The organism is Stenotrophomonas sp. CFBP8994, from assembly GCF_034044835.1.
In the GTDB taxonomy this organism is placed as follows: domain Bacteria; phylum Pseudomonadota; class Gammaproteobacteria; order Xanthomonadales; family Xanthomonadaceae; genus Stenotrophomonas; species Stenotrophomonas rhizophila_A.
Genome location: NZ_JAXCWT010000001.1, coordinates 190,890 through 204,573, shown reverse-complemented (window position 1 = coordinate 204,573; position 13,684 = coordinate 190,890). Strand labels below are relative to the sequence as shown.

The 13,684-nt window shown below is 63.3% G+C and carries 8 protein-coding genes; 4 read left to right on the top strand and 4 right to left on the bottom strand.

Annotated features, from left to right (window positions below; translation table 11 throughout):
• The first annotated feature begins 3 nt into the window (after positions 1 to 3).
• The 3 genes from mtnA to SOM39_RS01035 all read left to right on the top strand — a co-directional run bounded on the left by mtnA (position 4) and on the right by SOM39_RS01035 (position 6,835).
• Entirely contained in the window at positions 4 to 1,065 is a 1,062-nt protein-coding gene (mtnA, locus tag SOM39_RS01045) for an S-methyl-5-thioribose-1-phosphate isomerase (protein ID WP_068852851.1), read from the top strand.
• A 289-nt stretch (positions 1,066 to 1,354) separates the two neighbouring features.
• Entirely contained in the window at positions 1,355 to 4,069 is a 2,715-nt protein-coding gene (gene gyrA, locus SOM39_RS01040; RefSeq protein WP_320457224.1) for a DNA gyrase subunit A, read from the top strand.
• Positions 4,070 to 4,312: 243 nt separating this feature from the next.
• Positions 4,313 to 6,835 (top strand): membrane-bound PQQ-dependent dehydrogenase, glucose/quinate/shikimate family, encoded by a 2,523-nt coding sequence (locus SOM39_RS01035; protein ID WP_320457223.1) that lies wholly within the window; start codon positions 4,313 to 4,315, stop codon positions 6,833 to 6,835.
• A 165-nt stretch (positions 6,836 to 7,000) separates the two neighbouring features.
• Here the strand turns inward: SOM39_RS01035 and SOM39_RS01030 are convergent, their stop codons facing one another.
• From SOM39_RS01030 to SOM39_RS01015, 4 genes are all read right to left on the bottom strand, one after another.
• Entirely contained in the window at positions 7,001 to 8,722 is a 1,722-nt protein-coding gene (locus SOM39_RS01030; RefSeq protein ID WP_307106759.1) for an NACHT domain-containing protein, read from the bottom strand.
• A gap of 363 nt (positions 8,723 to 9,085) precedes the next feature.
• Positions 9,086 to 9,793 carry a DUF6602 domain-containing protein gene (locus SOM39_RS01025; RefSeq protein WP_307106760.1) on the bottom strand — a complete coding sequence of 236 codons (708 nt, stop codon included), beginning with the start codon at positions 9,791 to 9,793 and terminating at the stop codon, positions 9,086 to 9,088.
• 78 nt (positions 9,794 to 9,871) lie between these two features.
• Complete coding sequence (locus SOM39_RS01020; protein WP_320457222.1) at positions 9,872 to 10,282, bottom strand: DUF3037 domain-containing protein; 411 nt, start codon at positions 10,280 to 10,282, stop codon at positions 9,872 to 9,874.
• Complete coding sequence (locus SOM39_RS01015; protein ID WP_320457221.1) at positions 10,260 to 11,036, bottom strand: HipA family kinase; 777 nt, start codon at positions 11,034 to 11,036, stop codon at positions 10,260 to 10,262. The genes SOM39_RS01020 and SOM39_RS01015 overlap by 23 nt, the downstream gene beginning before the upstream one ends.
• 169 nt (positions 11,037 to 11,205) lie before the next feature.
• Here SOM39_RS01015 and SOM39_RS01010 point away from each other — a divergent pair, with 169 nt between their 5' ends.
• A complete protein-coding gene (locus SOM39_RS01010) occupies positions 11,206 to 13,662 on the top strand; it encodes a S9 family peptidase (protein WP_320457220.1) in 2,457 nt (818 codons plus the stop codon).
• The last annotated feature ends 22 nt before the right edge of the window (positions 13,663 to 13,684 follow it).

Here is a 13,684-nt window from a genome sequence, read left to right as displayed (position 1 = left end):
GGGATGAACGCATCCCCCGACATCGATTACGCCCGCTACGACCACATCCGTCCGATCCTGTGGACCGGTGATTCCCTGCAGCTGCTCGACCAGCGCAAGCTGCCGTTCGTGGTCGAACACGTGGAATGCCGTGACAGCGACGCGGTGGCCGAGGCCATCCATGCGCTGACCGTGCGCGGCGCGCCGGCCATCGGCATCGCCGCGGCCTGGGGCGTGGTGCTGGCCGCGCAGCAGGTGCAGGCCGATGATGGGGCGCAGGCGCTGGCCAAGCTGGAACCGGCGCTGCAACGCCTGAACGCGTCACGCCCGACCGCGGTGAACCTGGCCTGGGCGCTGGCCCGCATGCGCCGCGCCGTGGCGCCCGCCGGTGCCGATTGGGCGCAGGTGCTGGCCCGCGAAGCGCAGGCCATCGCCGACGAAGACCTGGCTGCCAACCGCCACATGGGCGCGCTCGGCGCCGGCCTGATCGACGCGGGCAGCGGCGTGCTCACCCACTGCAACACCGGCTCGCTGGCGACTGCCGGCTTCGGGACCGCGCTGGGCGTGATCCGCGCGGGCATGGCCCAGCATCGCATCGCCAAGGTGTTCGCCGGCGAAACCCGGCCGTGGCTGCAGGGCGCGCGCCTGACCGTGTGGGAGCTGCAGCAGGACGGCATCGACGCCACGCTGATCGCCGATTCGGCCGCTTCGCACCTGATGAAGACCGGGGCGGTACAGTGGGTGATCGTCGGTGCCGACCGGATCTGTGCCAACGGCGACACCGCCAACAAGATCGGCACCTACCAGCTGGCCATTGCCGCCCGCCACCACGGGGTGAAGTTCATGGTGGTGGCGCCGTCATCCACGGTGGACATGGACACCGCCGACGGTGCGCAGATCGAGATCGAGCAGCGCGACCCGGGCGAGCTGTACGGCGTGGGGGGTACCCGCACCGTGGCCGAGGGCATCGCCGCATGGAACCCGGTATTTGACGTGACCCCGGGCGAGCTGATCGACGCCATCGTGACCGAGAAGGGCGTGATCCTGAATCCCACCGTGGCCAATATGCAGGCTGCGTTCGGTTGACCGTGGGCCGGCCAACGGCCGGCGCTTCCGGGATGACGTGGCCGTGGGGTTGCGGTAGCGCCGACCGTTGGTCGGCCCTGGCGGTGCGGATCGGCCCTCACATCGGGGGTCTTGCGCAATTGTCCCGAAGCCGCACCTAAGTCCCTGATTCCTGCAGGTAAAAACACCGTAAACGGCGGCGGAAAGGGCCCCGTTGTGGTAGACTCCGTCAGTTAATCGAGATTCCGACGCCGCCGCCCCGCAAGGGCCGGCGCGACGGACTGGACCGCTACCAGACAACGGAACCCGAATGGCAGAAAACGCCAAGGAAATCATCCAGGTCAACCTGGAAGACGAGATGCGCAAGAGCTACCTCGATTACGCCATGAGCGTGATCGTGGGGCGCGCCCTCCCGGATGCGCGCGATGGCCTCAAGCCGGTGCATCGCCGCGTGCTGTACGCGATGAACGAGCTGAACGCGCACAGCAACAAGCCTTACTACAAGTCGGCGCGTATCGTCGGTGACGTCATCGGCAAGTACCACCCGCATGGCGACCAGTCGGTGTACGACACCCTGGTGCGCATGGCGCAGCCGTTCTCGCTGCGCTACATGCTGGTGGACGGCCAGGGTAACTTCGGTTCGGTCGACGGCGACTCCGCCGCGGCGATGCGTTACACCGAAGCGCGCATGTCGCGGCTCACCCATGAGCTGATGGCGGACATCGACAAGGAAACCGTCGATTTCCAGCCCAACTACGACGAAAAGGAACTGGAGCCGACGGTCATGCCGACCCGGTTCCCGAACCTGCTGGTCAACGGCTCGGCCGGTATCGCGGTGGGCATGGCGACCAACATCCCGCCGCACAACCTGACCGAGGCGATCAACGCGTGCATCGCGCTGATCGAGAACCCCGAGATCGACGTTGACGGCCTGATGGAGTACATCCCGGGCCCGGATTTCCCCACCGCCGGCATCATCAACGGTACCGCCGGCATCGTCGCCGGCTACCGCACCGGTCGTGGCCGGGTGCGCATCCGCGCCAAGGCCGATATCGAAGTGGCCGACAACGGCCGCGAATCGATCATCGTCACCGAGATCCCGTACCAGGTGAACAAGGCCCGGTTGATCGAAAAGATCGCCGAGCTGGTCAAGGAAAAGAAGCTCGAAGGCATCAGCGAGCTGCGCGATGAGTCCGACAAGGACGGCATGCGCATCTACATCGAAATCAAGCGCGGCGAGTCGGCGGAAGTTGTGTTGAACAACCTCTACCAGCAGACCCAGATGGAATCGGTGTTCGGCATCAACATGGTGGCCCTGGTCGACGGCCGCCCGCAGTTGATGAACCTCAAGCAGATGCTCGAGGCCTTCGTGCGCCACCGCCGCGAAGTGGTCACCCGCCGCACCGTGTTCGAGCTGCGCAAGGCGCGTGCCCGTGCCCACGTGCTGGAAGGCCTGACCGTTGCGCTGGCCAACATCGACGAGATGATCGAACTGATCAAGACCTCGCCCAATCCCAATGAAGCCCGCGAGCGCATGCTCGCGCGCCTGTGGGAACCGGGCCTGGTCGGTTCGATGCTGGGGGCGGCCGGTGCGGAAACCTCGCGTCCGGAAGACCTGCCCAAGGGCGTGGGCCTGATCGAGGGTGGCTACCAGCTGACCGAGATCCAGGCCACCCAGATCCTGGAAATGCGCCTGCACCGCCTGACCGGGCTGGAGCAGGACCGCCTGACCGAAGAATACAAGCAGCTGCTGGAAACCATCGCCGGGTTGATCCACATCCTGGAAGATCCGGACCGCCTGCTGCAGGTCATCCGCGAAGAGCTGGTCAACGTGCGCACCGAGTTCGGCGACGAACGCCGCACCGAGATCCGCCACAGCGAAGAAGACCTGGACATCCTGGACCTGATCGCGCCGGAAGACGTGGTGGTCACCGTGTCGCACGCCGGCTACGTCAAGCGCCAGCCGGTCAGTGCCTACCGAGCCCAGCGTCGCGGCGGCCGTGGTCGCAGCGCGGCGTCGACCAAGGAAGAGGATTTCATCGAACAGCTGTGGCTGGTCAACACCCATGACACCCTGCTGACCTTCACCAGCTCGGGCAAGGTGTTCTGGCTGCCGGTACACCAGCTGCCCGAAGCCGGTTCGAACGCGCGCGGGCGCCCGATCATCAACTGGATTCCGCTGGAATCCGGTGAGCGGGTGCAGGCCGTGCTGCCGGTACGCGAGTACGCCGAAGGCCAGTTCGTGTTCTTCGCCACCCGCAACGGCACCGTCAAGAAGACCCCGCTCAGCGAGTTCGCGTTCCGCCTGGCGCGCGGCAAGATCGCGATCAACCTCGATGAGGGTGACGCGCTGGTCGGCGTCGGCCTGACCGATGGCGACCGCGACATCCTGCTGTTCGCCTCCAACGGCAAGACCGTGCGCTTCGGCGAAGACCGGGTCCGCTCGATGGGCCGTACCGCCACCGGCGTGCGCGGCATCAAGATGGCCAAGGGCGAGGAAGTGGTCAGCCTGATCGTGGCCGAGCGTGCCGGCGGCAGCGAGGACGAGAGCGAAGACGACGTGCAGGTGGAAGAGACCACGGTCGAGAACGGCGATGCCGTGATCGAAGGTGGCGACGACGACAGCATGCTGTACATCCTGACCGCCACCGAGAACGGCTACGGCAAGCGCACCCCGCTGCCGGATTACCCGCGCAAGGGCCGCGGTACCCAGGGCGTGATCGGCATCCAGACCACCGAGCGCAACGGCAAGCTGGTCAGCGCGGTGCTGATGGGCTCGCGCGACGAGGTCCTGCTGATCTCCGACGGTGGCACCCTGGTGCGTACCCGCGGCTCGGAAATCTCGCGCGTGGGCCGTAACACCCAGGGCGTGACCCTGATCCGCCTGTCCAAGGACGAGAAGCTGCAGGCGGTAGAGCGGATGGATGCGTCCATCGACGATGTCGAGGACGACGTGGAGGTCGCGGCAACGCCGGTCGACGCCGCGCCGGCACCGGTCGCAGGCGACGAAAACCCGCAGGGTTGATCCACCCGCAACGCACTACGGAGAACGCCGGCCAACGCCGGCGTTCTTCGTTTCCGGCACCTGGAGCCCTCCGGCGCGCTCAATGTCCGGTAGCGCCGGCCGTTGGCCGGCCCAGGCCGCCCATCCGAAAGCCCGAAGAAAATCCCACCCCATTCACACCCGAACAGGCATAAGCTTCAAAAAAACCGGCCAGCAGGGGAGGCCGGCAGCATCCAGGGTTCCGCCGTACCGGGGAGAACACCGATGTCCGCTGTGCCGACCTCAGAGCCGCCCGTGGTGCTGCCGCCGCGCCACCCCCTGATCACCGTGCTCGCGCTGGTCCTGCTGCTCCTCGGACTTGTACTGGGCGGCCTGGGCGCTTGGCTCGCGCAACTGGGCGGGTCCTGGTACTACGTCCTGGCCGGGGCAGGACTGCTTGCCGCAGGCGTGCTGCTGTGGGGTAATCGCCGCGCCGGCGCATGGGCCTACCTCCTGGTGTTCGTCGGTACGCTGCTGTGGACATGGTGGGAATCGGGCAGTGACTACTGGCGTTGGGTGCCGCGCCTGGGCGTGATCACCGCGCTGGGCTTCCTGCTCGCGCTGCTGCTGCCGACCCTGCGCACGCCGGTGCCGCGGCGCATCTCCCGCACCCTGGCCGGGGTGTTGGGCCTGGTGTTCGCGGTGGCATTTACCCTGGCCTTCGTCCCACACGGCGCGGTGGCCGGTGCGCAGGCATTCCCGGTCGATGCCGCCGGTACCGGGCTGGCGCCGACCCGTGAGGCCAGCCCGCAACCGGCCGACCAGCCCGCACCGGGCGACTGGACCGCCTGGGGCCGCAGCAACGCCGGCACGCGCTATTCACCGCTGCAGCAGATCACCCCGGCCAACGTCGGCGACCTTGAGCTGGCCTGGCAGTTCCGCACCGGCGACCTGCCGAAGAAGCGCTGGGGCGCCGAGACCACCCCGCTCAAGGTGGGTGACAGCCTGTACCTGTGCACCGCGCGCAACCAGCTGATCGCGCTGGACGCGGCCACCGGCAAGGAGCGCTGGCGCTTCAATCCCAAAGTGAAAGACGCATCCATTCCCTACACGGCCGCATGTCGCGGGGTGGCCTACTACGAAGTGCCCGGTGTGCCGCAGGTGGATCCGGTGCTGGCCGACGTCGCCGCCGACCTGGCGCTGCCCGAACCCCCGCCCAGCATGGGCAACCGGCCTCTCGCCGCGGGCAACCGCGCGCTGTGCGCGGCGCGCATCATCGAAGGCACGCTGGATGGGCGCCTGATCGCCGTCGACGCCGCCACCGGCCGGCCGTGCCCGGGCTTCGGCAACAATGGCCAGGTCGACATCACCCTGGGCATGGGCGAGGTGCCACCGGGCTATGTCTCCATTACCTCGCCGCCGGCGATCGTGCGCGGGGTGATCGTCACCGGCCACCAGGTGCTGGACGGACAGCGCCGCGATGCCCCGTCCGGGGTCATCCAGGCCTACGACGCACAGACCGGCAAGCTGCGCTGGGCATGGGACATGGATGCACCCGACCGCAGCGGATTGCCACCGCAGGGCCAGACCTACACGCGCGGCACCCCCAACATGTGGACCACCGCGACCGGCGATGAGCAGCTGGGGCTGGTGTACCTGCCGATGGGCAATTCGGCGGGCGACTACTGGAGCGGTTCGCGCACTGAAAACCAGAACCGCTATGCGACCTCGCTGGTGGCGCTGGACGTGGCCACCGGCAAACCGGTGTGGAACTTCCAGGCCGTGCGCAAGGATGTCTGGGATTACGACCTCGGCTCACAGGCCACGCTGATCGATTACCCGACCGCCGCCGGCAAGGTGCCGGCGATCCTGCTGCCGACCAAGCAGGGCGACCTGTACATGCTGGACCGGCGCACCGGCGCATTGCTGACGCCGGCGGAAGAGCGCGCGGTGCCCGGCGGCGGAGTTGAGCCCGAACAACGCGCGCCGACCCAGCGGTTTTCGCTGTACCACACGCTGCGCAAGCCCGACCTGACCGAGCGCGACATGTGGGGCATCACGCCGATTGATCAGCTGGTCTGCCGCATCCAGTTCCGCAAGGCCAGTTACCAGGGCTTCTACACGCCGCCCACTGCAGACCGTCATTCCATCGAATACCCGGGTTACAACGGTGGTTCGGACTGGGGCAGCGTCGCGGTGGATCCGCGCCACGGCGTGATCGTGGCCAACTACAACGACATGCCCAACTACAACCGGCTGGTGCCGCGCGCCGAAGCGGACCGCAAGGGCTGGGTGCCACGCGAGCAGGTGCGTGCCGACCGCGGCGGCGCCGAAGGGGCAGGGGACCCGCAGACCGGCACCCCATATGCCATCGACGTCAACGCCGGCTGGCGCCTGCCGTTCACCAGACTGCTGTGCAAGCAGCCGCCGTATGGGGGCATCCGTGCCATCGACCTGCGCACGGGCCAGCTGCTCTGGGACCGTCCGTTCGGCAGCGCGCGCGGCAACGGCCCGTTCGGCATCCGCTCCGGCCTGCCGATCGAGATCGGCACCCCGAACAACGGCGGCGCGGCGCTCACCGCCAGCGGCCTGATCTTCATCGCCGCCGCCACCGACGACCTGCTGCGCGCCATCGACCTGAAGACCGGCAAGGAACTGTGGCACGCCAAGCTCCCTGCCGGTGGCCAGGCCAACCCCATGGTCTACGAATACGACGGCCGCCAGTACGTGGTGATCATGGCCGGCGGCCACCATTTCATGGAAACCCCGGCCGGCGATTACGTGATGGCATATGCGTTGAGGAATTAGCCAAGGTTCGCCCGTTCTCCGCGCAGTTCGTCTGCATTTTATGCCGACCTTTCTGGCGGGGGCTGGTTCGGGTTCAACAAGCCTTGAGTTGCATCTGGCACCAAAAATCTCCATCCAGTCCGACAAAACGGCTGGATGGAGTGCGTGCTGGTCATGTGCTGTCAGCTAAATTTCAATAAAATCGCTCACGTCCTCGCTTCTGCGCACGTCATTGGTTAGCGACCTTAATCGTATTTCTATCAGGTTGATATGATTGTTCATTGCGTCTGCAATTTTGCTCAGTTTATCGCCGCCACAAGCGTTTGCGATCTCAAGATAGGTCTTCCTCTCGGTTGGAACTTTTGCATTAAAGCAGCTCGTCCATGGTTTCTCTCCGGGCGAAACCTCTTTGAACATGATTCTGAAAATCTGTGAGTCCAGCGTAGCGTTGCAGTAAAATAGATTCGAGTGCCCACTTCCTGCGACATACCGATCCGTGGCGGTCTTGGACACCCACATGTTGGACAGATACGTTTCTATCCAATATTCTCCTCCCTTCATGTTTTTTAGCATGTTCTTCTTATCAGGGATGAGGAAGTATTTCTTAGCGCGATGCGAGTCAATTTGAGATAGGAATGAGATTTCTTCCGTCCAAGAGCTCCACTTTTCAAGCAGCTGCTCATAGAACTTTGAGCTTTGTTGTTCGCTAAGGGACTTTACATATTTAGAAGAGAAAAACTGTGCCACGCTCGCGTGCACAAAATGCAGCTTCTTGCCTTCTTCGATTAGTAAGCAAGTGATGCTCTTAATGTCATGAATAAAGTGTTCTGGCTTGGTTGTGAAGCCAAGACGGGATGCCCCCTCCGCAGTAAACTGATGCGCAAGTTCTGGCTCCATGCTGAGCGTGCGCTTTCTTCTCGCCTGAAAACTGAAGGCTTCAAATAGTTGCTGAATCGGTTTATCAGCCAGTCCGCTCTTTCTATCTCTCCGCCATCCCATCTTCGATCCATCGTGCCGAATCAGTAAGACCTGAAAAAGTTCCTCGTAGAAATCAGAAAACTCGGCCGGAATCTTATGGGCTGCTCGGTATGAGATCGCCAGGAGGGTGGCGAGGAGTGGGGTGGTGATTAGCTCTTTAATTTTGTGTGGCGACGATTGTATCGCTGAAACTATATTGTCCGATAGGGCGCTGTCGTGTGTGATTTTCTTAAAGAAACCGTGAAGATCTGACGGCTGCAGCGGACAAATTGAAACAGAGCTAAACGAGACCAAATTCTTGCAATCGGAATTTGGTCGGGAGGTGATCAGAATTTTGCAGGAGGGGTACTTGAATGAAAGCGCATGGATGTCTCGCATCAGCCTTGAGACATGCTCTTCACTGATCTCGTCGAATCCGTCGAGGAGCAAAGAAAGTTTGCCGTCCCGCGCAAATGCATTGAATACTCTCCCTGTGCTGGAAACTCCAATCAACTCCTCGAACGCATTCGAAAGGTCTTGAGCTAGGTTGGGTGATGTCGCATTTCTGAGCTCAAAAAGAACGGGTATTCGCTTGCCGCTCTTGATCTCCTTGCCCACGAGATACTTCATCAGAATCGATTTGCCCTGGCCGGCAGTGCCGTAAATTATTACGTTATCAGAACCGAAGTCATCTACAGATGTAATTCGCTTGACTCTGTTGTCGGTCGCCCTTGCATTCACGGGGTAGTAGATGCTGTTGAGGCTAAGTGGACGATCGGTGTTCCAAATGGTCTTCACCCTTTGGATCTGCCAGAGTTTGGTGTGGAGCTTCTTCACCTTCGATTGGGCTCTAAGTTCTGAGACCTTTGATTTGATTTCGTCTGTTGTCTTCAGATAAACGTCTTCGATCGGCTTCTTCAGAAGCGATATAGCCAATGAAAAATCGGGCATCTCCCCCCCCCTTTGTTGTTCCTACTAGTCCATTATGAAATGCTGTTCGTTCCGCACTGACTGCTATGAGGCGCTTCCATTGTCGACTTCTGTCGTAAGCGTCCCCGCCCGGAAGATATGCCGGCTTGGAAAATTTGTCACTATGCGCTGCGCCAAGTTCGTCTGCGTGTGTAACGCGAGCCTGCTACTCTGCGGCTGGTCAACAGTTAGTAGGCATGGGAGAGCAGGCGGGCGATAGTGGTTCTGCGGCGGACGTCTCTTTGGTGAAGGCTCGTTCGCTATGAAGCCTCCCAGATCGACCTTGAACGTCTTATCGGGCCAACGTCTGGCCTGCTCGGACGAGGGGGCGCCTAGGAATTGACTCTAACCCGTAATGTACTTTGCCCATTCAACCTCTCTGACCGCATAAGAACCTGTCGCAATGGAGAGGGATGTCAGAAATCTTGCAAGACCTTCTGCCGGAGAATCGAATGCCAAATGCAGGGCGTCTCCACGCTTTTCCATTAGTAGTCCCTCATTCCGGAGAATTATTCCCTTGGTTAGATCCAGATAGATGTCAGGCCTTGCGGATTCCGGCAGTTCATCAAGGGTCTTTTGGATCATGCCGAGTTCAGAACCGCCGTAGCTAACAATACAGTGAAGTATCCTTGACCACGGCCAGTCAAGAATTCCCATGCCAGTCCCGCCGAGACTTGACGGTTGAAGGGCTTTGACACTGGAAATGTTCTCTGAAATCTCTTTGAGAACTGAGGGTGTGACCAGAGTCTTTATCTCTATGGTCGCAACTACTCCCTCCTGAAAAATTAGATCGTGCCCACTGTTGAAGCGCAGTCGTGGCATTGATTTCAGCATCAAGACAATGTCCTGCTGCCTTGATCTATTCCCAGAAGAGTCGATGACCACGCCGGTTACGGCCGATGTCATTTCAGGAAGATGAGAGACAAGGAAGTCGTGAATGAGTCGTTCTCGCACACTTCCTGAGGTCGCCGAATGGGCGAGCACTCTGCTCATTTCGAACTGAGCATTCAGTGATTTAACCGCTCCGTCGCAGTAGTCAATGAGTGGCTTCAAGGTGTTTAGCTCGCTCTAAGCATGATATCTGTGAAATGTTTACACGCAGGAGTGGAGTTCGCATCTTTCGGAGTCTGTTTACGGTTCTCTGCTGCGCACCTCGAGCAAGCGCACCATTTTGTTCATCAAGTGCTCTACCAAAGCTTCTGGATCCGCGGTACGGCCCACATGCGTGCTCGACATCTGCACTACCGAACTGCGCTTGGCGGTGAGGAAATGGAACCGCGCGCGCGCCGGCAGCTGCGCGATGGGCCCCGCCGTGGCCTCACCCCGACAGATCGCCACGATCGCATCCAGCCAAGGCTGCAGCGCCTCCAGGTCCAGCGAAGGCGCGAACGCCTGCATCCGCACCGGGTCAATCTCAATCGCCGCCTGAAGATGCTTCGCCCCCGGGCAGGACACGATCACCCCGACGTTGATGAACTCTTCGCGTTCCACCCGCGGTACCACGCGGATCACCGCATAGTCATACGTGTGCAGCGTGGGCACGGACGGCCTCCTCTACAAAAGCGGCACGTGCCTGCAGCCGGCACTTCAGATAATCGAGGTACGCCTGGCGGTAGGCCACCGGGCTGTCGAACGCGGGCTCGTCCACCAACCAGCTGTCCGGCACCAGCGCGACGATGCGTTCAATCTCCGCGTCCGGCAGCAGCGCCGCCAGCTCACCATCCACCTCGGCGATGTTCGTGGCGAACGACAGCAGCACATGGTCGCGGATCAGCAGGAACGGCTTCACGCAGGCGTCGCCCGCCGTGGCCCAATCGTGATGGAAGTACATCGCTGCACCGTGGTCGATCAGGTACAGCTTGCGGTGCCACACCATCAGGTTCGGGTTGCGCGCGGTGCGGTCGACATTGCTGGTGAAGGCGTCGAACCACACGATTCGCGAGGCGAGGTCGGCATCCACCGGCATCGCCGCCACGTCGTAGTTGATCGCGCCCGGCAGGTAATCGCTGCCCAGGTTGAGGCCTTCGCTGGCGCGGATCAGGTCTTGGATCTCCGGATCCGGCTCGGTGCGCGCGAACTCGCGGTCAAGCTCGACGAACACGATTTCCGGAATCGGCAGGCCGAGCGTGCGTGCCAGCTCGCCGGCAATCAGCTCGGCAATCAGCGCCTTGGGCCCCTGGCCGGCGCCACGGAACTTGAGCACGACCATACCATCGTCGTCGGTCTCGACCACGGCCGGCAGGGAGCCGCCCTCGCGGAGCGGTGTGATGTAACGGAGCGCGTGGACGGTACGCAAGGGGCATCCAGTGATGGAACGAATGGCGCCACTCTACCGCATCGGCCAACGCAGCCCGAACGCACATCCAGTGCTTTCGGCCCATTCCCGGCGCGGGTCCCGGTGCTAGATTCGTGGGCATGCCGGCGACATGTGCGCCGCCGGGACCCACACCTTCAAGGGGATCTGGATGCTCATCCGTCGTACCTGCCTTGCCACCGCCGTTGCCGTGGCCGCGCTCAGCCTTGCCGCACCGGCCTTCGCCGATTACGCCAAGCCACCGGCGCAGCTGCTCAAGGTGCTCAAGGCGCCGCCACCGCCGCAGCCCAGCCTGGACCCGAGCGGGCAGCGGCTGCTGCTGACCACCCTGCAGACCTATCCGCCGATCGAGCGCGTTGCCCAGCCGTATCTCAAGCTGGCCGGCGTGCGGCTGGAACCGAAGAACCGCAGCCGCCACGATACCCAGGGCGGCTACGGCATTCCGGCCTGTGTCGCCGATTTCTCGCTGGTGGATGTCGGCACCGCCCGCACCACCAAGGTCGCGTTGCCGCAGGGCTGTGCCGGCGTGGCGCAGTGGTCGGCCGATGGCAGCCACTTCGCGTTCCAGAACGCAGTAGACACCTCGGTGCAGCTTTGGGTAGGTGATGCACAGACCGGCCAGGTCAAGCAGATCCCGGGCGTGCAGCTCAATCCCATTTTCGGTTACACCGTGCAGTGGCTGGGCGGTGGCCAGCAGCTGCTGGTCAAGACCGTGCCGGCCAACCAGGGTCCGGCCCCGAGCAGCGGCAACGGCCGCGGTGGCCCGGACGTGCAGGAATCGCTGGGCAGCAGCGGCCAGAGCAGCACCTATGAAGCCCGCGACACCCTGACCAGCGCGCATGACGAAGCCCTGTTCGCCTACTACGGTGCCTCCCAGCTGGCCGTGGTGGACGCCAACGCCGGCAGCGTGCGCGCCATCGGCGCCCCGGCGCTGTACAACGAGGTCAATGCCGCCCCCGATGGCGTGCATGTGCTCACCGAAACGCTCAAGGCGCCGTTCTCGCACGCGGTGACCTACCAGCGTTTCGCCAATGACGTTGCCGTGCTCGACCTGGGCACGGGCCGCAGCACGCCCATCGCCAGCCTGCCGCTGGCCGACCGCGTGCCGGTGCACGGCGTGCCCGAAGGCCCGCGCGATTTCGACTGGCGCTCCACCGATCCGGCCACGCTGGTCTATGCCGAAGCGCTGGACAAGGGCGACTGGAAAGTGACCGTGCCGCACCGCGACCGCGTGCTGGCGCTGAAGGCACCGTTCTCCGCCAAACCGCAGGAAATCGCGCGGACCGCGCAGCGCTTCGAAGGCATTGCCTGGAGCGCGGACCCGGCGGTGTCGTTCCTGTTCGAAAACGATGAGAACCGTCATTGGCGGCAGACCCGCATCGTCGATGTCGACCAGCCCAGGCAGGAAGGCCGGCTGCTCTGGGACCTGTCCAGCGACGAGCTCTACGCCGACCCGGGCAACCTGGTGTTCAAGCGCCTGCCCAACGGCGCGCCGGTGGTGCGCCAGGACGGCAGCTTCGTGTTCCTGCGCGGGCAGGGCAGTTCGCCGCAGGGCGACCGTCCGTTCCTGGACCGGTTGGACCTGGGCACGCTCAAGACCGAGCGCCTGTTCCGCAGTGGCGCCGACGCCTATGAGCAGGTGTTGGGGCTGACCACCACGCCGGGCCGCTACCTGACCTGGCACCAGTCGGTGATGGAACCGCCGAATGCGTTCGTGCGCCAGCAGGGCGAACGCACCGCCAGCGCTAAAGACGGCGAGGCGCAATACACCTCCACCGCCACCGCGCTGACCACGCTCAGCGACCCGACCCCGGAAGTGCGCCAGATCAAGAAGCGCCTGGTCACCTACAAGCGCGCCGACGGGGTGGACCTGTCGTTCACCCTGTACACCCCGCCGGGCTACCAGGAAGGCGAGCGCGTGCCGGCCATCCTTTACGCATACCCGGCCGACTTCGCCAATGCGGCGCAGGCCGGGCAGGTCTCCGGTTCGCAGCAGACCTTCACGCGCCTGGCGCCGTACCGGCTGATGCTGCTGGCCGGCTACGCAATCATCGACAACGCCGCGTTCCCGATCGTCGGTGATCCGAAGAATGCCTACGACACCTACCTGGAGCAGCTCGAAGCCGATGCCAAGGCCGCGGTCGACAAGGCAGTGGACCTGGGCGTGGTGGACCGCAACCGGATCGGCGTCACCGGGCACAGCCATGGTGGGCTTATGACCGCCAACCTGATCGCGCACACCAACCTGTTCAAAGCAGGCGTGGCCACCAGCGGTTCGTACAACAAGACCTTCACCCCGTTCGGTTTCCAGAACGAACGGCGTTCGGTGTGGCAGGCGCAGGATGTGTACCTGAAGGCCTCGCCGTTCTTCTATGCCGACAAGATCAAGCTGCCGCTGCTGCTGGTCCACGGCGAGGACGACGCCAATCCGGGCACCGAACCGTTCCAGTCGCGCAAGCTGTACCAGGCGATCCGCGGCAACGGCGGCATCACCCGGCTGGTGATGCTGCCCAATGAACCGCACTGGTACACGGCGCTGGAATCCAACGAGCAGCTGGTATCGGAAATGCTCAACTGGTTCGACACCTACGTCAAAAACGCCAAGTAGCGCCACGCCCTGCGTGGCTGCA

Coding starts and splice junctions, on each gene's coding strand:
- mtnA (WP_068852851.1), top strand. CDS start 4: ATGAACGCATCCCCCGACATCGATTACGCCCGCTACGACCACATCCGT.
- gyrA (WP_320457224.1), top strand. CDS start 1,355: ATGGCAGAAAACGCCAAGGAAATCATCCAGGTCAACCTGGAAGACGAG.
- SOM39_RS01035 (WP_320457223.1), top strand. CDS start 4,313: ATGTCCGCTGTGCCGACCTCAGAGCCGCCCGTGGTGCTGCCGCCGCGC.
- SOM39_RS01030 (WP_307106759.1), bottom strand. CDS start 8,722: ATGCCCGATTTTTCATTGGCTATATCGCTTCTGAAGAAGCCGATCGAA.
- SOM39_RS01010 (WP_320457220.1), top strand. CDS start 11,206: ATGCTCATCCGTCGTACCTGCCTTGCCACCGCCGTTGCCGTGGCCGCG.